General features: G+C 60.6%; 17 protein-coding genes. 8 read left to right on the plus strand and 9 right to left on the minus strand.

Features of this window, described 5'->3' with window-relative positions; all coding sequences use genetic code 11:
* The first annotated feature begins 300 nt into the window (after positions 1-300).
* Both F4X41_06495 and F4X41_06500 read left to right on the plus strand, forming a co-directional pair.
* Entirely contained in the window at positions 301-1,263 is a 963-nt protein-coding gene (locus F4X41_06495) for a hypothetical protein (protein MYB16668.1), read from the plus strand.
* A gap of 29 nt (positions 1,264-1,292) precedes the next feature.
* Positions 1,293-4,469, plus strand: a complete 3,177-nt coding sequence (locus tag F4X41_06500; protein MYB16669.1) for an ATP-binding protein — start codon at positions 1,293-1,295, stop codon at positions 4,467-4,469.
* Between the two features lie 401 nt (positions 4,470-4,870).
* Here F4X41_06500 and F4X41_06505 read toward each other — a convergent pair whose 3' ends face one another.
* Positions 4,871-6,766 carry a hypothetical protein gene (locus tag F4X41_06505; GenBank protein MYB16670.1) on the minus strand — a complete coding sequence of 632 codons (1,896 nt, stop codon included), beginning with the start codon at positions 6,764-6,766 and terminating at the stop codon, positions 4,871-4,873.
* Between the two features lie 367 nt (positions 6,767-7,133).
* On the opposite strand from F4X41_06505, the gene F4X41_06510 reads away from it, so the two are divergent.
* On the plus strand, positions 7,134-7,859 hold the full coding sequence (locus F4X41_06510; protein ID MYB16671.1) for a hypothetical protein: 726 nt from the start codon (positions 7,134-7,136) through the stop codon (positions 7,857-7,859).
* A gap of 328 nt (positions 7,860-8,187) precedes the next feature.
* Here the strand turns inward: F4X41_06510 and F4X41_06515 are convergent, their stop codons facing one another.
* From F4X41_06515 to F4X41_06530, 4 genes are all read right to left on the minus strand, one after another.
* Positions 8,188-9,894 carry a CocE/NonD family hydrolase gene (locus tag F4X41_06515; protein MYB16672.1) on the minus strand — a complete coding sequence of 569 codons (1,707 nt, stop codon included), beginning with the start codon at positions 9,892-9,894 and terminating at the stop codon, positions 8,188-8,190.
* 232 nt (positions 9,895-10,126) lie between these two features.
* Entirely contained in the window at positions 10,127-12,598 is a 2,472-nt protein-coding gene (locus tag F4X41_06520; GenBank protein MYB16673.1) for an MMPL family transporter, read from the minus strand.
* A 450-nt stretch (positions 12,599-13,048) separates the two neighbouring features.
* A complete protein-coding gene (gene speB / locus F4X41_06525) occupies positions 13,049-14,014 on the minus strand; it encodes an agmatinase (protein MYB16674.1) in 966 nt (321 codons plus the stop codon).
* A gap of 221 nt (positions 14,015-14,235) precedes the next feature.
* Positions 14,236-14,967, minus strand: a complete 732-nt coding sequence (locus tag F4X41_06530; protein ID MYB16675.1) for an SDR family oxidoreductase — start codon at positions 14,965-14,967, stop codon at positions 14,236-14,238.
* Between the two features lie 205 nt (positions 14,968-15,172).
* Between F4X41_06530 and pabB the strand changes: the two genes are divergently transcribed.
* Positions 15,173-16,789 (plus strand): aminodeoxychorismate synthase component I, encoded by a 1,617-nt coding sequence (gene pabB / locus F4X41_06535; GenBank protein ID MYB16676.1) that lies wholly within the window; start codon positions 15,173-15,175, stop codon positions 16,787-16,789.
* Positions 16,790-16,846: 57 nt separating this feature from the next.
* Here the strand turns inward: pabB and F4X41_06540 are convergent, their stop codons facing one another.
* The 4 genes from F4X41_06540 to F4X41_06555 are packed head-to-tail and all read right to left on the minus strand — an operon-like array spanning position 16,847 to position 21,001.
* Complete coding sequence (locus F4X41_06540) at positions 16,847-17,674, minus strand: class I SAM-dependent methyltransferase (protein MYB16677.1); 828 nt, start codon at positions 17,672-17,674, stop codon at positions 16,847-16,849.
* Positions 17,643-18,464, minus strand: a complete 822-nt coding sequence (locus F4X41_06545; protein MYB16678.1) for a nucleoside phosphorylase — start codon at positions 18,462-18,464, stop codon at positions 17,643-17,645. The genes F4X41_06540 and F4X41_06545 overlap by 32 nt, the downstream gene beginning before the upstream one ends.
* 28 nt (positions 18,465-18,492) lie before the next feature.
* A complete protein-coding gene (locus tag F4X41_06550; protein MYB16679.1) occupies positions 18,493-19,740 on the minus strand; it encodes an MFS transporter in 1,248 nt (415 codons plus the stop codon).
* A 25-nt stretch (positions 19,741-19,765) separates the two neighbouring features.
* Positions 19,766-21,001 (minus strand): MFS transporter, encoded by a 1,236-nt coding sequence (locus F4X41_06555; GenBank protein ID MYB16680.1) that lies wholly within the window; start codon positions 20,999-21,001, stop codon positions 19,766-19,768.
* A 324-nt stretch (positions 21,002-21,325) separates the two neighbouring features.
* On the opposite strand from F4X41_06555, the gene F4X41_06560 reads away from it, so the two are divergent.
* From F4X41_06560 to F4X41_06575, 4 genes are all read left to right on the plus strand, one after another.
* Positions 21,326-21,901, plus strand: coding sequence for an aminotransferase class III-fold pyridoxal phosphate-dependent enzyme (locus tag F4X41_06560; protein ID MYB16681.1), 576 nt, complete (start codon positions 21,326-21,328; stop codon positions 21,899-21,901).
* Positions 21,819-22,661: an aminotransferase class III-fold pyridoxal phosphate-dependent enzyme gene (locus F4X41_06565; GenBank protein ID MYB16682.1), complete on the plus strand. Its 843-nt coding sequence runs from the start codon at positions 21,819-21,821 to the stop codon at positions 22,659-22,661. Before F4X41_06560 ends, F4X41_06565 begins: the two co-directional genes overlap by 83 nt.
* A gap of 335 nt (positions 22,662-22,996) precedes the next feature.
* Positions 22,997-23,755 carry a phytanoyl-CoA dioxygenase family protein gene (locus F4X41_06570; GenBank protein ID MYB16683.1) on the plus strand — a complete coding sequence of 253 codons (759 nt, stop codon included), beginning with the start codon at positions 22,997-22,999 and terminating at the stop codon, positions 23,753-23,755.
* Positions 23,756-23,860: 105 nt separating this feature from the next.
* Entirely contained in the window at positions 23,861-24,625 is a 765-nt protein-coding gene (locus F4X41_06575) for a phytanoyl-CoA dioxygenase family protein (GenBank protein MYB16684.1), read from the plus strand.
* Positions 24,626-24,757 lie beyond the last annotated feature (132 nt).

The following is a 24,757-nucleotide window of genomic DNA, read 5'->3' on the forward strand; positions in this document are numbered from 1 at the left end:
GCCCCCCGCCCCCGCCCGCCCCCCCCCCCCCCCCCCCCCCCCCCCCCCCCCCCCCGCGCGTGGGATTTTTCGAGTAATTCCGCGATTGTCTGTACCGACCCGCCTTATTACGACAACATCGACTACTCGGATATATCCGATTTCTTTTACGTTTGGTTAAGGCGGAATCTGAGCGATGTATGGCCGGATGAATGTAAGACTCTCGCCACGCCCAAAGCCGAGGAACTTATCGCGGACCCCTCTAGACACGGCGGGCGTGATAAGGCGCGTGATCACTTCGAAAACGGCATGCGACAGTTCTTGAGCAAACTGGCTTCACAGCACCGCACCGACTTCCCGATCTCAATTTTTTATGCGTACAAAGCCGAGGAGGGTAGGGACGGCAGGGAGAGCGGATGGTCGACGTTCTTGCAGGCGATGGTGGATGCAGGCCTGCAGATTACCGCCACCTGGCCGATCAGGACCGAACGACAGGCTCGATCCAACGCACTTGCGGCGAACGCGCTGGCTTCATCTGTCGTGTTGACATGCCGACCGCGGGGGGAGAACTCCGCGGTTGTAAATCGTGCCGAATTTGTCTCGACTTTGCGATCTCGATTGCCCGAGGCGCTTGGACTATTGCTGCAGAGCAACATCGCGCCGGTTGACCTACCGCAGGCGAGCATCGGTCCGGGCATGAAGATTTTCTCCGGCTTTGCAGGCGTGGTTCAGGCCGATGGTCAGAACATGAAAGCATCAGCAGCGTTGGCATTGATCAATCAGTATCTGGATGAATTCTTCAGCGGAGTTGAAGTGGAGCTTGACGCTGATAGTCGGTTCGCTTACGACTGGTACCGCCAGTACGGATTCGAATCAGGCCCTTCCGGAAATGCTGACTCAATTGCCCAAGCGCGCGGCACCTCGCTGGATGGCATTAATGCCTCCGCCATCGGTTCCGCGGTCGCCGGAAAATTCCGACTCACAAGGCTCTCACAATCGGGCGCTGCATGGAATCCTGATCAGGATGCCCGCCCCACGGTATGGGAAGCGGTCCACCATCTTGCAGGCAAGCTCGAGGTTTCCGAGATGGAGGCCGGGCAACTCTACGCCCGATTGGGAAGCCTTCGCGAGGGAGTGCGGGATCTTGCATACATGCTCTATCGCGCGGCGAACGAACGCGGCGACGCCGCGGCCGCTCGCTCCTACAACGGACTGGTTTTGGCCTTGCCGGTAATCATCGAGCGTTCGCGCGAAGCAATCCTTGAGCAATCTGACTTGATATGACGCACTCAAAAGTTTTCAGGAATTGAACGATGGCTCTTACCAACGTTGAACGGGTGGGCAAGGCGCTTGAACTGGTCCGTGATGGACTAATCGCGCCGGTCGATCGCGCGCTCGTTTCCTTTATTGGACCCGATTGGCCTAACAAAGTTTCTTCAACTTCAGGACATCCAACCCGACGCGCCAACCGAGCGGACCTCTCGCTGTTGATTTCCGGAATCATCGCCCCTGACCTGTGGCGCAATTTATGGTCCAGGCAGTTCTCAAATGGACACCGCTCGCTGGTTTTTGAACTGCGCGACGTGCGAAACCGCTGGGCCCACCAGGAGGCTTTCAGTTCCGACGACGCATATCGGGCCTTGGACACGATGGAGCGGGTCCTAGAGGCTTTTCGGGCGCCCGAGCAGCGCACTCAGATCAGATCATTGCGGATCGAATTGCAGCGCCAGGTATTCGATGCGGAGCGGCGAACCCAGCAGCGTCGCGTCGAACGGCAGACCAGTGGCGAACCCGAATCTGGCTTGAGTTCCTGGCGAGACGTGATTGCCCCACACGAGGACGTTGCGGCCAATCGCTTCGAGGAGGCCGAGTTCGCCGCAGACCTGCACGCCGTGCACTCGGGCGATGCTGATTCCCAGTACCTTAATCCGCGCACGTTTTTTGCCCGCACGTATTTGACCCAAGGGCTGCGCGGTCTGATCACCGGAGCAGCCAAACGCCTGTCCGGTCGCGGCGGCGATCCGGTCGTGGAATTACAGACCAATTTCGGCGGTGGCAAGACCCACAGCCTCATTGCGCTCTATCACCTCGCTTCTGGGATAAATGCTGCCGAACTTCCCGGGGTCGGGGAAGCGCTGGCCGAGGAAGATTTGCAATTGCCGGGGAAAGTTGCACGGGCGGTGCTGGTCGGCACGCAACTCCAGGCGGGCGACCCCATTACGGTAGCTCCCGGCATAACGCTCAACACTCTCTGGGGACACATGGCCTGGCAGCTCGGCGGTCGCGAAGGGTACGAGGTCGTACGCCAGGCCGACGAGACTGGAACCAACCCCGGTGAATCCCTGGCGCGGCTGTTCCAGATGTGCAGCCCTGCGCTAATCCTCATCGATGAGTGGGTGGCGTATGCCCGCGACCTGCGCGATCCCGGTGACGGCGAACGGCTTCCGGGCGGGTACTTTGATACCCAATTCACCTTCGCCCAGGCGCTGACCGAAAACGTTGAGCGGGTCCAGGGAGTGATGGCGCTGGTGTCGGTTCCGTCTTCGGATCTGGAGGTTGGTGGACGTAGGGGACAGTTAGCCCTGGACAGATTACATAACGTGATTGCCCGCAAGGCCTCGCAGTGGCAGCCAGCCCAAGCCGACGAGTCGTTCGAGATCGTCAGGCGCCGGTTGTTCGATGAGATTTCACCTGAAGGCGCCCGTGAACGCGACTTGGTGATCGACTCCTACTTGCGGATGTATCGGCGTCACCGACAGGAATTTCCTGCCGAAGCCGCAGAGCCTCTTTACCGTGAACGGATGCTGGCCACGTACCCTGTCCACCCGGCACTGTTTGATCACCTGTTCAGCCAGTGGTCGTCGCTGGACAAATTTCAACGCACCCGCGGTGTGCTGCGGTTGATGGCACTTGCGATAGCCGAATTGTGGCGTTCTACAGACAAATCACTGTTGATCATGCCGGGAACTCTGCCGATTCACGCCAGCGCGTTCTCTTCAGAACTGAAGAAGTACCTTGAGGACGGCTGGGACCCGGTGATCAAATCCGACGTGGACGGAAAGAACTCAGAACCCGACAAGATCGACTCCGAGCATCGCCATTTCGGTCGATATTCGGCGGCGCGCCGTGTGGCCCGAACCGTCTATATGGGATCCGCACCAGGCCAAGCCGGCAACCAGCGTATCGACGTTGGGCAAGTTGCTCTTGGTTCGGTCCAGCCGGGCGAGCCGCCAACGCAATTTCGCGATGCGTTATCTGAACTAGCCCGCCGGTCGAATCATCTCTACGTCGACGGAGGACAGTACTGGTATTCGCTGCAGCCCAACGTAACCCGCATGGCCAACGAACGCGCCGTCTCGAATTTTTCCGACGCCGACGCAGACTTGCTGATTCGCGATTTGATCGCTGTCCAGCGCGACCGTGGACCATTCGCGGGAGTTCATCCGTTTGCTTCCGGACCCGGCGATGTCGACGACCGCGACGACGGAGTACGGCTGGTTATCCTGGACCCCGAATTCACCCATTCCGGACGGGATACGGATTCGGTGGCGGTGCGCTTGGCTGAACACATATTGGGCCAGCGATCGGCCGGGCCGCGCGTCAACCGCAACCTGCTGGTGTTCGTGGCCGCTGATTCGGAACGCCTTGCCGAGCTTCGCCAGGCCGCACGGCTACTGCTGGCTTGGCGGTCAATCGTTGCTGATGCCGAACGGCTGGACCTCACTCCTCATCAACAGGCCCAGGCCCGGGACCGGCAAGGTGATGCTAAAACCCGCGTGGACAGCCTTCTGGCGCAGACGTTTCGCCATCTGCTCTCGCCCTCTCAGCGACCCGGTTCGTCCGACGTTGAATGGCAGGTCGGTCTGCTCAGGTCAGAGGGGCCGATTGCAGCAATGGCGGCCGCGCGCCTGGAGTCCGACGAGCGTCTGATTACCGCTTATAGCCCGCGCCGGATTCGGATGGACCTGGACGATCACCGGCTGTGGAACCAGCAGCAGCGCATCGTAGTATCTGCGCTCTGGCAAGCCTATTGCCGCTATCCGTACCTTGCGCGGCTTTCTTCCCGGCACGTACTGGTTACAGCGATCGCCCAGATCGACGAGCAACTGATACCGGATGACCTCTTTGGCTACGAACCCGAGGGGCCGATCAACGTGCACACTTGGCTCGTCCACCCTTCGCAGATTGAATCTGGCAACGGCGGTGGGGGTGGCGAAGAAGAAGTAAACGGTGGGGGCGATGATCCCCCGGAGGGCGACGCAAGGTCCAACCCGACTCGATTCTTCGGGAATTTCGAACTCGATCCGTTGCGCGCCAACGCTCAGTTTCCCGAAATCGTCGACGCCATCGTAGCTCACCTTGGTGAGGACGTAAGCATATTGGTCGATGTGACGGGCCACGAACCTGACGGTTACGACGAAAACGCCCGTCGGACCATCAGCGAGAACGCCAGCCAACTCGGTGGCAAGCAAGTGGAATTCAACGATTGAAGGCGCTACTCAGGAAGTAGTTTCACAGCTTGTAGCCGGATTGGCGTCGAATTCGTCCGACCAAAACCCTATAGCCGCGTTGGAATTGGACCCAACCGCACGGAGGGTGCCCGACGACGTTTGATCAGTCGTCAAGCCACCGGATCAAGATCCGTGCGCAATCACGAATTGTTCGAACCGAGCTTGCCCGTCGGCGTTCCAATTCGATCCGAATGCGACCGCCGAAAATTCGCCGCTACCCAGGCTACCGACCACCCAATACAGTGGATTGAAGCGCTAGAAATAAATGAGATTAGCTCTAGTCGCACCTATTGAAAGTCCCATTTCGGGAAGCATTTTTGGCCGCAGCCGGTTGCGGTAGTTGACGGAATCGCGGCTAGAAGAGCACTCCGAATTGGACGTCAAGACCCATCCTGATTGACCTGTGACCGCAAGCGCTGTTTCCAATCGTGGGCACCGAATATTCCCGCAACGGCTAGTGCGGACAAAACTCCGAATGCTAGTTGAGGGCCGTTCATGAAGTCGCCGGCAATGGCAAAGGCTGTTTCAATCGAGTAATCGCTTGCCAGGATTGCTGTATCTGAAAAAGACCCGGCATCCGAAACATCCACTTCTGACTTAGCTAGCTCCTCAGCGGCTCCCAATCCAATTTCAAATGCGGGCCAGAAGATTACCAACCAGAACAGGCTCGGCGCAAGAAGGATGGCCGAAGCCCAAAGCAACCGACTCGGTCCGGTATTGCCGGCAAGTAGACCCGCAATCAGGAGCAGAGCCGCCGCCACGGCGATAGAGACCAATACACCGCGACGATATTCGGCGACCCAGTTCCGGAATTCTTCCAACTCTGCTGCAGCGTCCGCCGCGAATCCTTCAGACGAAGAACCGTCCGCCGAGATCACTATTCCGTCGGCAAAAAACGAGCGAAACTCGTCGAATTCTTCAAGGTCTCCGGCGCTTTCCAGATCAGCGCGCATATCGAGATGCGTGTATTCGAATCCCTCGCCGACCAGGTTTCGCCAATCGTCGATTGATTCGAACGATCCGGCGCCGGCAACGAGATCGGTTGCATCATTCAGATCCGATTCCGAGAACGCGATACGGTCTGGAATGGCATCTAACACCTGGTCGCTGGCCGCGGTCGCAGTCTCGGCGTAGCTCTGGTCCAGCAACTCCTCCGGAGTCACCTCGGGAGGCAGGCACGTCGGCAGAGTTGGGGGACTTTCCCCCGCGACGGCACCGATCGAGTCCGTTTGGCCTGAGCATTGCGGGAGCGATTCGAGTTCTGTCAGGATTTGCCCGCGTACCAGGGATTCAAGTTCGGATCTGGCCGAGTCCTTGGTCGCAGTGAAGTCGAATTGGGTGCTGAAGCCATCACTGCGCCCGGCCAGGTAACCGCCCAATTCGTTCGCAAAGGAGTCAAGCTGGCGCTCGATCGACCCAGAGGAGGAATCACTCAGAATCGCGGCGGCAACTGCTTCGGGGGGCGGTGTAAAACCGAGCTGCGGGTCTTCGATCGAATTGATTTCGTCGGCGATCGCGGGGGTGAGCACGTGCGTTCGGACGAGGCCCACCAGCTCTTCTCCCGGAAGCGTTTCTGCAACTTCGCTGGCGACAACTGCGGCTTGCGATTCCGATAGGCCCACCCGGATCGCAAAACCTTCAGATTCGCCGAACACGTAGTCGACTACCGGAACCGCGACTTCTTCAACCGTCGCAGCCAACCAGCCAGGGGTGATGACTTGACGCACGATCTGAGCAACGAATTCAGGGTCGGCCGACAACGCGTCCTCGGAGTATTCGCCGACGGCCGGCAAGATCTCAGCGTCGACTACCCACTCGTAGAACCCGCCTTGACACAAGAGGTCCAACCCACCGCGCAGCAGGCCGCGGGCGACCGGTCCGGCGTCGAATCGAATCCGGGCCTCGTCCTGCTCGGCGGTAACGTATCCGACAAACTCCAAGATCGCCGGTTCGACCAATGCCTGCAATTGTTCGGGCGAAAGCCCCTGGTGGACGGCATCAACGATTTGTTCGGCAGTGAGATCCGACTCTTCTAGAAATCGTTCTGCCTCAGACGACTCAAGCGCCTCCGCCGGGGAATTCAGGGCATCGCGGGCCGCCGATTCAAGAAGGTCGACCATCAAGAACTCGTAAACGCCGCGATCGCGCAGTTGGTCGGTGTAGTAGTTGGCGCTGAGAAGCGTCTGATCGAACCTGACTGCGAATACCGCCACCGGCAACGCCAGCGCAAAAACCATCCCGATCAGGACGGCAGCGAAGCGGCGCAGCGTCAACATCGCAAGGCGGCGATTCGGCAACCGATTCGAAATTTGCCGGCCAGCGTGCCAAGGGGGCTACCCATTTCCCGGATTCGTTCGCCTGCGGCTATGCAATCTCGCGTGGCCGATTCGAATTCAGGAATCGTGGTCCGAGTAGCTGCACCATTCAACTTTCGATTCATCGCAGTCCACATTCGGTTAAGAGAACCGGGCAACCGTCAAGGCAAGAGGCAATTTCTGAAAGTTGAGGGGATTTCAACAACGAACCGACCTTGGATTCCTGCCAGATCCAGCAGAAGTTCAGGAAACTACAGCCTGATGCCATCATGGGAATGTGGCGCTTTTTACGTCGGATCGGCAGCGCCTGGGGAAGGAGACGGGACTAATGAACAGCGGAATTACGAGCGCGGAAAACCGCTTGGCGGGCATTGCGTTGATGCTCGGGGCGGTGTTGATGATCGTCGCGGGGCTCTTTTACCCCGGGGTGGCTTTGATCGAACCGGTTGATCAAACCAATTTTGAAGCCGCGATGGATGTCACCGGCGACTATCCAAGTCTGTCCCATGTGCTGACTCTGCTGGGAATCATCGGTGCGCTGGGTTATGCGTACGGGTTCATGGCGCTGTACCGCGCGGCGAGGCATGAAACTGGTATTGCCGCCTCATTGCTGCGGTTCGGCGTCGGCACCAGCTTCTTCGGCTGGGCGGTATTCGCGGTCGGCATGGGAATGAGGCATCTGGTGATTTTCCTGGTCCAGATAGCCGACGGTGACGAAGGGTATCTCCATGCCGCTTTGGAACTCCAAGTCGCAATGTCGGGTGTTTTTCTCGCGGCCATCATGATTTATCCGTTTGCATCGTTCCTTACCGGCCTGGGATTGGCTCCCCGGTTCAGCTCGACGGGAATCCACAAGATTGCCGCAATCGGGTTGGTAGCTGTGGGTGTGGCGTCGCTGGCCACCATCATGTTCGCGCAACACACCGCCAGTCCTGATTTCGAAGTGATTCTGGTTGTAAACAATCTGATCCTTGCGGTCGGAACAGTCTGCTTGTTTGCAGTCGGGGCGGGAATCTACGCGGGACGCAACGAACTCACGGCACAAAACGCATAGAGCTTCCGAGGGCGGCACGGTGGTCGTCCCGGGATTGCATTAAGCGCTGCTGCGCCGCCCGCGATTGAATTCAGCCGTTTTTAACCGTTTTCGAGGTGATGTCGCAGCCGGTTAGGGCGGCCTCTTGCCCTTCTGACTTCCCGGCAGAGCGCATTACTTGGGCGAATTGAGTCCTTCGCAAATCAGTACGCCCCCGTCGCGCAGCCTGCCGGCTACCGCCCACCGGTCCACGCAATCGGCGGAGTCATCTCGAGACGAATTCGTGCGTCCTTGCCCCGTCATCGCCGGACCAGGGCACGAGCCACCCGGTCCAATTCCGGGAAGCTCCCTACCTTGGAATTACCGGCAGAACGACATGCGACGGGCGAGCCACCGAATGATGGATTTCCTGTCGGGCGGTGATGAAACGATCATCCCGTCCAAAGGGCGCGCCGGTATTCGGGTTTCGGTCAAAGCGCGGGAAATTGCTGCTGGAAATTTCAATCCGTAATCGATGCCCCGCCCGGACGACGTGGCTGGTCGCCCACAAGTCGATCACGTAGAAATAAACCGTGCCAGGGACGATGGGCGAGGGGTCCGACGTCGAATCGCGAAATCGGGTTCGGATCATTCCGTCCTGGAGGTTCTGAGCGTAGCCGTCGGGCCTCACATCCACCAGCTTGGCGGTGAAATCCGTATCCGTCGAATCCGATGAGGCGAACAGATTGACACTTATCGGACCGGTTATTTCAAGATCCTCGTCCAGCGCATCGGACGTGTATACCAGCACATCCGCTCGTTCTTCCACTTCCCGCTGGTCCGCGACCCCGTAGGGAATGATCAGGGTGTTGCCCCGGTGCGTTGGCACGGGGTCGCTTGGGTCGTAAACGTAAGAATCCGGCGGTTCATCACCAGGCGGGGCCAACGAAAGCGATCCTGATCCGTGTCGGGTATTGGCATACCCGTCGGAATGAAAGTAGTACCGCGTGTATTCGGTCCGCGCCAGCGGCCACTCGTTCTCGTCCCGCCAGCGGTTCTCGCCCATAACGAACAGTCGGACCGGCGGTTCGTCCATGATTCCGGTATCAGAGTCCTTGAGCCAGTGATCGAACCAGCGCAGCAGGTAATCGTGGAGCTCGATCCGGGCCTCATCACCGAAGTCGATTTCGCCGGTATCGCCCGAGGTGGGTTTGTTGTACGGGAGCAGATGGGCCCAGGGGCCGACCAGCAGCTTCTGGTTCTCGCGCGCCAGCTGGTTTGCGCCTTTTTCGGAGATGCCCGCGAAGGCGTTTAGGGCGCCTTCCAGGAAGATGTCGTACCAGGAGCTGACGTGCAGCATCGGCACGGAGATTCCGGCTAGGTGGCGGTTCAAGTTCACGCGCCACCAGTAGGGTCCGTCGCGCTCGTTGGCCAGATAGTCCCTAAAGTACGGAGCGGTTTCCTTGAGCAATTCCGCCCAGTCGCTAAGCGGCAGGTGACGGTACCAATCACCGGTGAGCGGTCGGGCGAAATTCTCTCCCGGTTCCAGGTACATCTCGACCTCATTCACCAGGTCGGTCCGGCCCATCCTTTCCAGGGTGTTGATGCCCTTGTGGATCGCGTAAGGGACCATCCAGCCCCATTCCATCGCCCCGCCGGTGTGGTAGACCCAGCTCTGGTGGAAATCTGAGGACGCTGAAACCGGCGCCATCGTTTGAAGATGGGGCGGCAGGGGATTGTTGGTCGCCAGGGTGTACTGGGTGGCACCCATATACGACTGGCCGGTCGTACCGACACGCCCGTTTGACCAGGATTGCCGGGCAGCCCACCCCACCGTGTCGTAGCCGTCCTCTACTTCCTGAAACAGCGGATCGTAACCGTCACCTTCGGAGCCGAATCGGGCCCGGCAGTCCTGGGTTACAACCGCATATCCACGCTGGGCGAAGAACCAGACTGAGTGGGCCGGATCATCGACATAGGCTTCCCTGCCGTAGGGGCTGCGGACAACCAACACTGGGTATTTCCCTGGTGGCCGGGGCCGGACCACGTCGCACTCCAAGCGCACCCCGTCCCGCATCGGGACTTCAACGTTGGAGTCGCAGATTACTTCTTCGGGCAATTGGCAAGATCCAGACTGCCCTGCACCAGGGCACTAAGCCTGAATCAGAGAATACGGATCGACCGCCGGACCATTGCGTCCCCGGCGCTTGCCGAATTCAGCGCATACCAGACGGGACCCTTAAGGCGACCCGCAACCGGGTCATTCCAATTGACGCGGGGCACCCGCAGGCGCCCGGCGGCGCTCATCATCACGCCCCTTCGTGTCGTCGGTGCGATTCCTCTATGGCCACGTCGAGGTCTTCCCACATTCGTTCGACCATTGACTGCAGGCGCATGTTTTTGAACGCCCCCCAGACCGTCATCGCGGGCGGCACCAGGAGGATGGAAACGATCAGGGCGTAGGCGATCGTGATCGCAGCCACGATTCCGAACTGGGCGAATGATTCGAGCGGGGAGAACACCAGAACGCCGAACCCGAGCGCGGTGGTCAACGCCGATCCGAGCAAGGCCGACCCCACCGTGCTCAGCGTCCGAACGGCTGCATCCTCGGGATCGCGCGATTTCGTGAATTCCTCGCGGTAGCGATGGATGACGTGAATCGTGTAGTCGACACCGATTCCGATGGACAGGGCCGTGATTATCGAGGTGATGATCGTATACGGAATGTCCAGCAGCGCCATCGTCCCCAGGACCCAGATCAGCACCAGTGCGATCGGACCCACCGCAACGATCCCGAGTACCGGTTCGCGCTGGGTTGCCCAGAAGAAGACCACCAGGATAATGAGCGCCGCGATGATGGTGGTGATGATCGCCTCGGTCTGGCGAGCGGTTATTTCCTTCTGAATCGCCAGGTTCTGGATGTTCGGCGAGGCCACATTGACCGCGTCTTCGTTGGCGTACCAGAGGAAGTCGACGTCGTCCAGCATCGCCTCGGTTTCCTCGTTGTCGATGGTCACCGCCCCAAACTGCAGCAAGAGCGTGTCGGTGCCGTCCGGATTGTTGACCAGCACCCGTCGCACGCCCTCGGGGTCTTTTTCGGCCAGCAGGTCCAGGAACGCTTGAATCTTGGTTGGGTCGAGTATCAATCCGTCAGTGGCCAGGTGAAAGGCGCTGGCCAGCTCGGGGTCATACTGCGGGCTGCCCGGATCTACTAACTTGCGCACTTCCAGTGCCAGCGACGCGTCGATCGGCCCCGACGCGGCGGGCGGGCGGGTCTGCTCATCGGCGAATGCGTCCGTTATCTCGAATACGTTCAGAAACGTCCGCGTATCCGTTATTTCCGCCTTCACCAGAACGTTTACCAGCTCGGACGTCCCGCCGACCGCGGCATCAATGGCGTCCAGGTCGTTGATCGACTGCCCGTCGGCCGGCAGGATGTCGCGGATCCCGAAATCGGTCTCCAGATCGGTCACCGCGTAGCCGAGCCCGACACTGATCAGGGCCACCGCCAGGATGTAGGGGGTCGCGTTGCGGGCGATCGACTTGCCCAGGAATCCAGCCAACCGATCAATGCCCGGCAGCGCCTGGGCGATCGGCCGCGGCGACTTCAACACCCCGCGGGCTTCGCGCCGGCGGTCGATGATCGTCCGAACCGCCGGGACCAGCGTGAGCATCACGATCAGGCTCAGACCTACCCCCAGGCCGGCAACCACGCCGAAATCCCCGATCGCCGAAATGGGTGAGAACAAGTTGGTCATGAAACTTACGAGGGTGGTGATGGCCGCCAGCGTCAACGGGATAAGGACGTTGCGGAGCCCGAACTGAACCGCCCGGACGGCGGACTCGCCGGCAATCAATTGCTCCCGGTAATGGGAGATTGCCTGGATCGAATAGTCCACGGTGAGGCTGATCAGGATGATCGGGACCATCGCCGTGAGCGCGTTGGGCGGGCCGATCAGGTTCAGAGCGTCCGGGCCCAACCAGCCCTCCAGTCCGACGACCCACATCAGCGAGGCGAATATCCCGGCCAGGGTGGCGACCAAGTCCGAAATCGTACGCAGGAACAGGAAGGTCAGAATCGCGATCACCAAAAGCGCGGCGCCGAACAACGGCGCGGTCCCGTTGGTGGTCGCGTCCTGGAATTCTTCCTCGATGGTCGCGTTTGAAACCGTACTGATCGTCAGGGGTCCGGCGGATTCGGCGGCCAGTTCGTCGGCGCGTAACATCGCGGCAGTCATGGGGTCCACGTCGGCGTCGCGAATCAGGACGGTGGCCAGGCCGATCGGCGATCCGGCGGTGTCGAACCCGGTGGTGTTTTCAAGCGCGACCGCCAGTTCCGGCGAGGCCCGCATCGATTCCGCCGCGGCATCGACCTGCTCCTGCGTGACGGCGCCGAATTCGGTCACTCCCAACAGCAACTTGAAGAATTCGGTTGGCGCAAATACCGGGTTCGCCGGTGGGAGCACGCCTGAGATATCCGGGTCGGCCCGGATCGCTCCGACAAGGCTGTCCAACTGGGCGAGCCCCTGCGGCGTCAGCAGCTCTCCGCGGGAAACGATGTACACCGGTTTGACGCCGGCGTTTTCCGAGAACAGGTTGTCAACCTCTTCGAGCGCCCGGGCTACGTCGCTGTCCCCGGGCAGGAATGCATCGTTGGGGGCGGTCGGTTGGCGAAAACCGGATCCGGCAACGAATACGACCGTGACGACCGCAAATACGGCAAGAGTTATCCAGGGCCGGGCCGTTACCAAGCGGCTGGCCCAATCGAGAATTCGACCCAACCTCTTGCCCTTCTCTTGCTAATTTCCCCGCGAAGCGACGATCGGGCTTCCAATCCGACATCGCACCGGATGCAGGGCAGAAACGGTCACGGGGAGTTGCTCAACTGAATCTGCGTGCCAATTTTCGCGATACGCAACTGTGATCTGAGCTAGAACCAAAGGGTATTTGCTAGTTGCAACGCGATTGATTCGATTGCTGCAACTTTTGCATATTTTGGGGATCGAATTTGCCGCCAGGCAAGGCTTCTAAATCAGCGACAAGTCCGTGCGATCGCCAGCCGCATTCGAAGGGGATCCGCTCGCAGTCCGGCGGAGAAAAGCGTTGCCGGCAGCGGCCGGAGGTCCGTGGATGATCGCCGAACTCGTCCGATTCCCTTAAGGCCGCGGCCATAACCGGGCCGTTTCACGGAATTGGCCTTCCGGCTGACGGATCCGGCGTGAAGCCGGTGTCTAGGCCGGAGGGAAGCGGGCCGAGAGGATGTCGATGATCAGCTGGGAGGCCACCTCGGCGGTGATCTGCGAGGAGTCGTAAGCCGGCGCCACCTCGACCAGATCGAAGGCCACCAGATTGTGCCGGCTTAGCAGTTCCTCCAGACAATCCCGCAACTCTTCGTACATCAGACCACCCATTGCCGGGGTCCCGGTGCCGGGCGCCCGGCTGGGGTCCAGGACATCGATGTCGAGGGTGATGTACAGGTTTTCACTCTCGGGGATTTGGTCGACGACTCCCCGGGGTCCCAACCGGCGGAACTGCCTGGGGGTAATGATGAGGATTCCGTCGGCCAGCATCTCCTCGTACTGCAAACGGCGGGCGCGTCGAATCCCGACCGACGAAATCCGGTCCACGAACGGCAGCTCGCTGCAGCGGCGGATCGGATTTCCGTGGGTGTAGAAGACCCCCTGCACATCGTGCGTGTAGTCCAGATGGGCATCGAAGTGGACGATGTTCAGGGGGGCGAAACGGCTCAGTCCCCTCACCGCCGGAAAGGTTATGGCGTGATCGCCGCCGATAACCACCGGCAGGGAGCCCCGATCTGAGACTTTTTCTACCGCTTGGGTCAGCTTGTCGAAGTTGCTCTCGACATCAGAGGGCAGCACGGTGATGTCGCCGCAGTCGGCCATGGTCACGCCTTTAAGCAACTCGGTTCCGGCATCGACGTCGAATATCCCCTCGGCTTCACGCCCGGCGCCCATGGGATCCGAGTACAGGTGGCCGCGCGGAACGTCCCGGATGGCATCCGGTCCGTACCTGGCTCCGGGCCTGCCGAAGGTGCCCTGGTCGAAGGGCATTCCTATGAATGCGACCTGCGCATCGAGCGTTTCCAGGTCGTCGCACACGGGAGTCTTGTAGAAGGTGCGCGGTTGGGACCGGATTATGGGCCAGCGCTCTTGGTCTTGGGGCGTAAGGGATGTCATGCAATTGATCCACGAAGGGCGCTCAATCAAGCGAGCGAGCCAGGACGACACCGACTCTTTTACACTGCGTCGCGGGCGGTTACCGGACGGTTCGACTAGGGTTCGGGCAATTTCTTGGCTCCCAAAGACGCGCCGCTCTTCGTTGCCGCCACGAATCGGGAATTAGTGTTGCTCGAGCAAGCCGGGTCTGCCGCGCGAATCGTCCAAGACGAGTCGAACCGCTATGCGCCCCCGGTCACGTCGATGCAAGCGCCGGTGACGTAAGAAGCCTCTTCAGACAGCAACCACAGAATCGCGGCGGCCACTTCCTCGGCATCGCCGCCACGGCGCATCGGCAACCTGGGCCGAAGCTTCTGCACCCGCTCCGGGTCGCCGCTCTGGGCGTGGATCTCGGTAAGGACAAATCCCGGCCGGACGGCGTTGATGCGGATTCCGTCAGTGGCAACCTCGCGTGCCACTCCGATCGTGAAGCTGTCGACAGCGCCTTTCGATGCCGCGTAGTCCACGTACTCGCCCGGCGAACCGCTACTGGCAGCGGTCGAAGATACGTTCACGATAGATCCGCCGCCGCCGCCGTATCTGCGGCTCATTCGTTTTATCGCCGCCCTGGTGCAGTGCATGGTTCCGAAAACGTTGGTCCGAAAGATCTGCTGCCAACGCAGATCGTCGGTCTCCTCGAATCTCCTCGACGGAGCCACCACGCCGGCGCTGTTCACCAGACCGGACAGTTCTCCGGGCAGCGAATCGATTGCTTTGAACATCCTTGAAACTTCGTGTTTGTCCCCGACATCTGCCTGAATTGCCATTCCGTCGCCACCGCCATCACGAATTTGGCTCAACAAATCGGCGGCTGCTTCGGCGTTTTGGCGGTAGTTGACACAGACGAAGAATCCGCGCTCGGCCGCCATGCGTGCAGTTGCCGCACCGATTCCGCGGCCGCCGCCGCTGATCAGCAATTTCCGGGGTGAATCCAAGCTGTTCCTCGCCTTTGAAACGCGTAATTGAATTCGATGGGGATTGAAGGAACTTGAGCGGGCTCAAATCGCAACTTGTTGGGCCACTTTAAGCCAACATTTGAATTCAAGCTCACATCTGCACCGAGTCTTTCTGCCCGATGCCATCGGCGCCCTTTGATTTCAACTTGATCCGCGACACCGCATGTCCTGGCCCGATTCGCGATTTGCGGCTCGAGGAAGCAGTCTCTATTCGCAAAACCCGGCGCGCGGTCTGCGTGAGCCGGCAGGTTGGGGGTCGGCCGACGAATTGACCGACCGAAGCTGGGCAATCAAGGAGTGGACGGGCAATTCCGGAATTAATGGACCGGAGCGCGCGGCCAACGCATTGCGTCATCACCCCGGGTTCGTGTGGCTCGATTCGGCTCTGGCCCACCCGGTACGCGGTCGCTGGTCGATTCTTGCCGCGAACCCCCGCTGGACATTGGACGCCAGGGGTTCTCAATTGCGCTTCACGAGCGCAGAAAGGACCTGGCGATCGGAAGCCGATCCGATTGCGGTTGCTGCGCAACTGATCGAATCAGAGCAAGAAGGATTTCTTGCTCGCCACTCTGCTACGAATTCGCCGAATCTGCCGTTTGCGGGGGGCGCCATTGGCTACCTGGGGTTTGAGCTGGCGCGGCACATCGAGTCGCTACCCGCGACCACGATCGATGACGTTGGCGCCGCCGACCTTGTGATCGGTTGGTATGACGCGGCCCTGGTTTGGGACAGATTGAATCAAAAAGGTTGGCTGAGCGGCACCCCGGCCGGGGTTGCAGAGCTGTCGATGCGCCTCGCCGGCACAGATGCTGAGCGCAATTTGGCATCACCACCGGGCGGCGATCATGGGAGCCCCAGAGGGCCGACCCGGTTCGAATCGAACATGGAAAGGTCCGAGTACCTGGAGCGGATCGAAGCCGCCCGTCACTACATCGAAGCCGGAGACATTTATCAAGTCAATCTCTCGCAGCGCTTTTCCGCCCCGCTGGCGATATCCGGGTTCGACGCCTACCTGAGGTTGCGGCGGGTGAGTCCCGCTCCCTTCGCGGCTTACATTGCCACGGTCGGCGAGGGAGGCGAATCCGTGGAGGTGCTTTCATCGTCACCCGAACGCCTGTTGCTCGTCGACGGTCAGCACCTGGAGACCCGACCGATCAAGGGAACGCGGCCCCGCGGACGCGACGCCGTTGAAGACGCCAGCCTGGCGGATGAGTTGCGAAACAGCGCCAAGGATGCCGCCGAGCATTCCATGATCGTCGACCTGGAACGCAACGACCTCGGCCGGATCGCCGAAACCGGCAGCGTCGCCGTGCCCCAGTTCAAGGAACTGGAGTCGTATTCGCAAGTCCATCAATTGACTTCTTCGGTCACCGCCCAGAGGAGGACCGGAGTTGGATTGGATGGAACGCTTCGTGCCATCCTGCCCGGTGGTTCGATAAGCGGAGCTCCGAAAATTCGTGCTTTAGAGATCATCGATGAACTTGAGCCGACCGTCCGCGGGGTCTACACCGGAGCGATCGGTTACTTTTCGGCCCACGGTCGCTGCGACCTTAACGTGGCGATCAGGACGATCACGGTCGCCAACCGGCGGGCATACTGCCACGTCGGCGGCGCGATCGTTCATGATTCGGTCGCGGATTCCGAGTACCAGGAAACCCTGGACAAGGCCCGCGGCATGGCGCGGGCGTTGGACGCGCTATTGCCGGACGAAATGCCCCCGCAGCACGGTCGCCCGCCGTTGACCAAAGGTTTCAGGTTCAAGTCCGACGCGCGCGGCTAAACATAACGTGAATTATGTTCAGTTGCTTCTTGAGAGGTCAAGAATCGCTTTGGCTATTCACGGGGCCCGTTCAAGCGAAATTTGGCGCAGGCCCCATTTGACCGCCGGGTGGGCAGAAACCTGGGATATGCAATCGGCGATCGCCAGCAAGCCCCGGTAAAGCTCATCGATTCTTGACACGTCGTAGTTGTCGCGAACAAATTCGCGCTCACGAATCGACGCCAGATTCATGTGAAACATGCTCGCCGCGCGCGGAGCCGCTACGTCCAGCCTGGTGACATTGCTGGATATCAATCGCGCGTTTTCAAATCCGGTCATCATGCCCAGTAGAGGCCCCACGTATAGCGCGTTGGCCTGGCTAGCCAGCATCGATTGTTGGATGCCCAGATAGAGGACGAATTCGTCGATTCGGCTGTCGATGAACTCCACTTCTTCGATCAACAGGATCCCACCCGGGCAAAGCTGGCTGACCCAGGTCTCGATGACTGATTTCGGATCCCGCAGATGCGTCAGGACGAATCGGCCATACATCAGGTCGAATGGCCCGCGCGGGAATGGCGCCACGGTGATGTCGTGCAGCTCGAATCCGACAGATTTGGTGCTGGTCGCCAAAGCCTGCGCAAGGAAACTCTTCGAGTTGTCGAACCCGATTGTGTGAGCGGGTTTCAGGGCATTTGCCAGAAGGTGGGTCGAATGACCCGGTCCGCAGCCAAGATCGGCCGCCAGTTCCGGACGGAAATCAACCGATGCGCGCAGAAACGACCGCGACGAAGCGGCGTAGGTCTGGGCCAGCAGCGACAACCTCTCGGCCGCGACCGGCGAATCCCCGAACGCGTATTCGGCCACGCCCGCCTCAGGTCGGGCCGGCGGAATGGGTCCGTTCATCTGCCGTCAATTGCTCGGCGGCCGCGATCGTCGCGTCGACACATCGGGTGAGCGATTCCAGGTAGGCAGGATCGTGGAATCCGGGTCGCCAGGAATCGAATAGCTCGTCGCTCACGGCAACCAGCAATCCGGCGCGCACGCGGCGAACCTGCGACAGCGCAAATATCGCCGAGGCTTCCATTTCGACGACCTTTACGCCGGCGGTGCGGTGCCGCTCAACTGAGCCGATCGTCTCCCGGTAGGGCGCGTCGGTGGTCCATGCCGGACCCTTGGTCGGTTCGGCCCCGACAGTCCCGGCGCATCGCGTCAACAGCGAGACGATCTCCGGGTCGGCCCGAACGGATTCTCCGGACGGCAGGTAGTGATAGGAGGTCCCCTCTTCACGAACGGCATCGGTGACGATGACGGTGCTGCCGACCGGGACGTCCGGCTGCAGGCTGCCGGCGGATCCGACTACCAGGATCGATCGCACGCCTCGTGCAATGGCCTCCTCAAGTGCTATTACCGCCGCCGGGGCACCGGCCGGCAATCGCGCCACCGCAATCGGATCCCCGCCTGACGTTTTTCCGACCGTGACTCCCGTCTCGATCGCGGTTCCGTCCGATCGCGACGACGGCTGGTCGGCCCCGACTCGGGCGATTAGGTGGCTGAAGGAGGCACCCTGGAAAGTTCCAACGAGAACCGGCGGCAACCGCAACGACGCGGCCGGAACGCCTTGGCGTTCGCACTGTTCCTTAAGCACCTGGGCCGGAGTTACCAGCGGCGGTGAAGGATCGTATGGAATCGACATTTAATTCCCGGTTTGCCGATCGGTTGTTTCAGATCGAGATCGTTCGCTGGGGCAAATAGAACAATCCCACTATTACCGGCAAAAAGCAAATCGCGGCCAAGAGGAAGGGAAGGCCCGGATCCGACGCCCACAAAAGACCGGCGGCCAAAGCCCCGCAAACCACGCCGAGCGAAAAGAACCCTACGTGCATTCCGGAAACCGTCGCCAGGTCGCGGGGCGCCACGATGTCACCGACGATGGCCGAGATAAGCGTCTGGAAAGAGGCTTGCCCGAACCACTGCAGGGCGGATCCAGCGAGCAGCAGGGCCAGGCTCTGAGGGCGCCAGTAGAGCAGGGCCGACGTCGCGCCGATCAGCATCGCCGCGACAAGCAGATTGCGCCTTCCGAATCGATCCGATGCGAGTCCTATCACGACCTGCGAGGCCCCTCCGCCGATGGCGGCGGCCGAAAGATACCAACCCACCGTCGACAGTTGTCCGGTCAGGTCGAGGACGACCAGCGCTGAAACCAGTTGGAATACACCGTGCGCGAACCCCGAAATCCAACGCGCCGCGGAGGTAATCAGGATCGCCCGGACCAACAGCAGTCTGGGATAGTCCGTAATCGACGGCCTGCGGCCGGGAACAGGTCCCGCTTGGGGCCCGCCGATTTCCGGCAGCAGGATCCAGGCTCCAGCCCAGGCCAGCGACAACAGCCCGCTCCCGCCCAGGATCGTCGCCCAGAGGCCAAATTGCGTCCCGATCGCGGTAAGCAGCGGGCCGGCCAGACCCGGTCCGAGGACCATAACGAACGATGCGATTCCGGTGGCCGTCCCGCGACGACGGGCATCGACCGCCTGCAGGATGTAGATATTGGCGCCGGTCCAGTGAAACGGCGCGGCCAATCCGAAAAGCGGGGCCAGGGCAATGACGTGCCAGCTTTCCTGGGCGGCGGCCAGCAGCGCGGTGCAGATGGCGATCCCCATCGCGCCGAGCAGATAGGTGCGGCGGCTTCCCCAGCGGGCGGCGAGGGTTCCGGCAAAAAGGCTTACGCCGGCAGAGAGCGAGTTGATGATGATCACGGCCACCATCGCTCCGATGACGCCGGCCTGCAGGCGCTCGCGCATGAAAATCGCCAACAACGCCGATACCGGAATCCAGCCGCCGACCGACAGGGCAAAGCAGAGGTTGATCGCAATGAATGGGCGGCTGCGGAGGCTCGTCTGGGGCTGATCCGGACTGCGAGCTGCGGGGGCCGCTGCGGGACGCGATCCTTGGGAGTTCCGATTCAGGCTCATCGAAAGTTAGCCGTGGTCGGCCGCTTCAAATGCCGGATTCGACCGGCCGATTCGCCACGTTGTTAACTCGCGCCAGCCCCGCCCGCATCCGGTACACGGCAACCGTGGCGGCCGCCAGCAGCACCGCGGTGATGAAGAACCCGGTGTTAGGCCAATCAGTCGTCGAGAAGAGCCCGACATAAAGCGAACCACCCACGATGCCGAAGGAGAACGACGCCGTCAGCAGGGCCATCGCGTTGGAAGTCTGGCCGCGCGGCGAAATATCCCCGCCGAGGGCCACCATCATCGCCTGGAACGCGGTCTGGGCAAACCAGTTCAAGGATGAGATCAGCAGCAGCAGGTAGATGTTGTCGACCAGAGGGAAGCCTATGCAGAGGAAAACCGACGTTATCAGCAAAAAGTAAAGGACCCCGGTGCGTCCAAACAGGTCTGACATTCGTCCCACAACCAGCTGCGCGGCCCCACCGGCGATCGAGCCGGCAAATACGAGTACTCCTACGTATTCGAGCCCGCCGCCGACCTCATACAGCCGAGGTCCGGCCATAAGCGTGAACAGCGCGTAGGCGGCGGCGTGGGCCGACCGGACATAGGTCATTCGTCGAAGATTGGGATCGCGGAACCCCGCCAGAAAACTTCCGCCATGCGCGGTAGCCGCCTGCCCCAGGTTCGGAAGGAATTTCAGCGCCACCACGAATGCCATGCCCACCATGGATCCGGCGATCACCGCGAACCGGATGAATCCTCCGTCGCCGGTTGCGAACCCCAAGGCAAGTCCGAACAATCCGATCCCAACGACCACGACGAAAGACGCCGTACCGGATACCAGGCCTCGATGTTGGGCCGGGGCAACTTCGACCACGTAGTTCTGGAAGCCGGTCCAGTGCATCGCCAGTCCCAGGCCGGCCAATAGCCCCAGTGGGATTCCGAGGGTGAAGTTTTGGGTTACTCCTAAGAAAACCGTGTACGACGCCAGGATTCCGATCCCGGCAGAGTAGGTGATCTTCGAACCCCAACGGTTCACGACCTTCAGCGATAGCGCACCGCCAACAGTGAATGACCCGGTGTGAATCGCAATCATGATCAAGGCCGCCGACCAGATACCGACGTTGAATTCCTTGGCGGCAAAGCTCGAGAGGAAAGACAACACCGTCATCCAGGTGCCGGTGGCCAGAAAAGCCACCAGCAGCAACGGTGCGATCGTCCTGGGCCTGAGTCCGGCGATCGAACCGAACCGGGGGACCCTCGTCATGCGGTGCTGCATCCGTGTATCAGGTCGCGGACCCGGTGCGAGAAAAGAGCAGTCACTGGTCCGCCGAGGCCGATTTCACGAACCGAAACGCTCGCTCGCGCTTTCCCAATCGGCCCGGTAACGGATTCATCCGACTTTGGATGCGGCAATTGGCGAAAAATGTCCAGGGAAGGCTCCAGGATATCCAGCGGGTGTGCTGCACGCGGCCGGATCGTTTCGAACCAGCGGGCCCGCGGGTCGGGGTTGCCATTTAGTTTGCGGGTGCGGGCAAGAATCTGGCAGTCAAAACCGCGGTCGCTGGACCCAGGGCGGCGGGGGATGTAGTTGAGGTGCAAGATGCCGAGCGCGACCGAGTCATTGACGCCACGCAACCAATGGTCGATCGAGACCAATACTGCGGGCGAGCGCTCGCTCCTCAAGCGCGACATGGCGTTTTCGATTCAAGGAAACAGCAACGCCCCGTGCGTAATGTCGGTGCGCCGCGCCGAAGGCATCTGGCTTGAAGACTCCGATGGCAGGCGGGTCGCAGACCTATACGGCAACAACGCGCACCACATCGGGTACCGGCATCCGGTACTGGTCGCAGCACTGCACCGGCAATTGGACCAACTCACCCTGGCGCCCAGGGGATTGACTTCAGAAACGTCTATCGAGCTTGGCGAAACGCTTGCCCGAATGTGGGGAGATCCAAACGCCAAGGTGGGCCTGACGCCGAGTGGTGGCGATGCCAATGACGCAGCCATTTGCGTCGCCAAAGCGGCCACCAATCGGTACAAAACCATTTCCTTCTACGACTCATTCCATGGGCGCAACGCCGGAGCTCTGAGCGTTGGCGGCGGCTACAACGATCGCCGGATGCTCGGCCCGGTTGCCGGGCACGCTCAAGGTCCCTCCGCCCTGGCGCCACGGTGACGAGCATCTAGGACTTGACGAAGAGGATTACGCCCGTCATTCGCTTAATGCAATGCGCACGGTCTTCGAATACGAACGCGATATTGCTGCAGTCGTTGCCGAAACCATTCGCAACTACGCCCATGTTCCGCCCGATTGGTTTTGGGGTGAAGTACGAGCGTTATGCGATGAGTACGGCACATTGATGGTCATGGATGAAATTGCCACCGGCCTGGGCAAGACCGGACAACTTTTCAATCACGAACGATTTGGATTCCGTCCCGACGTGACAACCGTGGGTAAAGCGCTGGGCGGGGCTGCGATGCCGGTTGCTGGCATGATCATCAACCCGGATCTGGACCTCCCGCAAGAATCTGACATCGGTTACGTGACGCACGAGAAAAACGCAATGTCCGCGCGGGCGGCATTAACGACGCTCCAAATCATGGAGACAGCGGCTCTTGCCGATCGATCCAAGTCGCTGGGCCAGATTGCCCGAGTTCGGCTCGACGAGGTTGCTAGCAGACACGCCAGCGTCCGTGAGGTTCGCTCCGCCGGCCTTATGCTCACGCTCGACTTCAGAAACCCGTCGTTTACCAGGGGTCAGGCGGAGGCATTTGCAGAAGCTACATTCAGGGCTTGCGTGGAAGGCGGTGTCCTGCCGGTGTTTCCGCATGCGGGGTCGATCACGTTTTCGATGCCTTTGGTAATCAGCGAGGAAGACTTATCAGACTCGATAGAGGTAATCGATAAATCCTTGGCGGTCGCAGAAACGCACTAGGTTCACCAGCTACTCCATTCTTTGTGCGCCAAATCCGGGAAATCGTCGTTTGCGATGGCGGATACCTGAATTCAACGCTCGCCAAGTGATTTGAAGCTTTGCTCAACGACTAATCCACTCTTCTTGGCTGGTGCGCCAAATCGAGCAGAAGTCCGTCCAGGCACACTAGATTTCGCCCTCCGTCATCGCCCGGTTGAGTTCGACCCTGCGCTATTTGATTCACGGAAAAACCGGTTGCCATGTCGCTGCCCAACCTAGCCGGAAATTGCAATACTTGGGCTAGGTGGACGTGGCCGCCGCGCGGCAGACGCGCGACTTGAAGGCGGAGGGCGGATGTGGATACGAAGACAGCGTTGGCCGAACTGGGCGTCAACGATGAATCGTTGTCGGAGGAAGAGAAAAGGGAGCTCGACGAGCGGGGCTACCTGATTCTTGAGGACATGGTCGGCGGCGAGCAACTTGCTGCCATGCGGCAGCGATTTGATCGGTTACTTGCGCTTGAGGATGGCAAAGGCAGGGAGGCCAAACCCGAGGCCGATGTCGGGAGACTGGCCAATCTAGTCGACAAGGGTTCCGAATTTGCCCTCTGCTACTCTCACCCCAAGGTTCTCGCCGCGGTTTGGCACGTCGTCGGCGGCGAAATGCATTTGGGCTCCCTCAATGGGCGCTCGGCGCCACCGGGCCGAGGCAATCAGGCCCTGCACTGTGACAATCAGGTAACGGCGACGGTGGTGCAGAACTACGGCTCCTGCAATTCGCTCTGGATGCTGGACGACTTCACTCCCGACAACGGTGCCACTCGTTTGGTGCCGGGAACCCACCATCTGCTGGCGCAACCGCGCGATCACATGGCCAATCCGGAGGCCGAGCACCCGGACCAGGAATTGGCCCTCGGCCGGGCCGGGTCGGTGATCATTTTTAACGGCATCACCTGGCACGGCGGCACCGTCAACCGAACCGGTCGGCCGCGTCGGGCCGTCCACTGTTTCTGGTTGGCGCGCCAGATCGAGCAGCAGACCGACCAGGCACACTGGCTTTCTTCGGCCACGATCGACGAATTTAGTCCGCCTCTTCGCTATTTGATTCACGTTTGAATCGGCCGCCGACCGCCTTCCAACTTAGCCGGAAATTGCAATACTTGGGCTAGGTGGACGTGGCCTCCGCGCAACAGGCGCGCGACTTGAAGGTGGGGGGCAGAGGTGGATACGAATACAGCATTGGCCCAACTGGGTGTTACCGACGAATCGTTGTCGGAGGATGAAAAAAAGGAGCTCGACGAGCGGGGCTACACGTACCTTGAAAAGGTATTGAGTCCATCGCAGCTCGAAGCGATCCGCGCCAGATTCGACGAGATCGAAGCAGCCGAGGGTGAGTTGGCGGGCGATGAGTATTACGAGGGGAAGGAAGCCAACATTGGGCGGCTGGCCAACCTGGTAGACAAGGGCGACTGTTTCCGACCCTGCTACACCCATCCCCGCGTCCTGGCCGCGATGGCCTACATCATGAAGGATGAAATCCACTTCGACTCGCTCAACGGCCGCAATTGCCCACCGGGCCACGGCCTCCAGGCGCTCCACTGCGACGCCATGGGGACGCCTGACGACAAGGGCTATCGGGTATGCCAATCGCTGTGGATCCTTGACGATTTCACTCCCCAGAACGGCGCCACCCGCATCGTTCCCGGATCCCACAAGCTTGGCAAGCTACCCAAGGACGTAGTCGACGACCCGCTCGCCCCGCATCCGGCCGAGGAGTTGGTGTTGGCGCCGGCGGGGACAGTGGTGATCTTTAACGGCCACTGCTGGCACGGCGGAACGCAAAACCGGAGCAACGAGCAACGCCGCGTGCTGCATGGCTGTTACGTGCGCCGCGATGCCAAGCAGCAGCAGGTCCAGGCCGATTGGCTCTCCCCGGGCACGATCGAAAGCCTCTCACCGGCGGCCCGCTACATCCTGCACGTTTGAACTAATCGGCTGCGGCTTAACGGACACGCGAATGCGTGATCTGGCCGGAACCGATTGACGTCGATGGCCTACCAATTAGCCTGCGAGCACGAAATCAATGGTGTGATCGTAGCTCGGTCGCCACTGCTCGGC

The sequence above is a fragment of the Chloroflexota bacterium genome, from assembly GCA_009840625.1.
Taxonomy (GTDB): domain Bacteria; phylum Chloroflexota; class UBA11872; order UBA11872; family VXNJ01; genus VXNJ01.

Excerpts from the sequence above, each read along its gene's own strand:
- F4X41_06500 (MYB16669.1), top strand. The coding sequence starts at position 1,293 with ATGGCTCTTACCAACGTTGAACGGGTGGGCAAGGCGCTTGAACTGGTC.
- F4X41_06505 (MYB16670.1), bottom strand. The coding sequence starts at position 6,766 with ATGTTGACGCTGCGCCGCTTCGCTGCCGTCCTGATCGGGATGGTTTTT.
- F4X41_06510 (MYB16671.1), top strand. The coding sequence starts at position 7,134 with ATGAACAGCGGAATTACGAGCGCGGAAAACCGCTTGGCGGGCATTGCG.
- F4X41_06515 (MYB16672.1), bottom strand. The coding sequence starts at position 9,894 with ATGCGGGACGGGGTGCGCTTGGAGTGCGACGTGGTCCGGCCCCGGCCA.
- speB (MYB16674.1), bottom strand. The coding sequence starts at position 14,014 with ATGACATCCCTTACGCCCCAAGACCAAGAGCGCTGGCCCATAATCCGG.
- pabB (MYB16676.1), top strand. The coding sequence starts at position 15,173 with ATGTCCTGGCCCGATTCGCGATTTGCGGCTCGAGGAAGCAGTCTCTAT.
- F4X41_06540 (MYB16677.1), bottom strand. The coding sequence starts at position 17,674 with ATGAACGGACCCATTCCGCCGGCCCGACCTGAGGCGGGCGTGGCCGAA.
- F4X41_06545 (MYB16678.1), bottom strand. The coding sequence starts at position 18,464 with ATGTCGATTCCATACGATCCTTCACCGCCGCTGGTAACTCCGGCCCAG.
- F4X41_06550 (MYB16679.1), bottom strand. The coding sequence starts at position 19,740 with ATGAGCCTGAATCGGAACTCCCAAGGATCGCGTCCCGCAGCGGCCCCC.
- F4X41_06555 (MYB16680.1), bottom strand. The coding sequence starts at position 21,001 with ATGCAGCACCGCATGACGAGGGTCCCCCGGTTCGGTTCGATCGCCGGA.
- F4X41_06560 (MYB16681.1), top strand. The coding sequence starts at position 21,326 with ATGCCGAGCGCGACCGAGTCATTGACGCCACGCAACCAATGGTCGATC.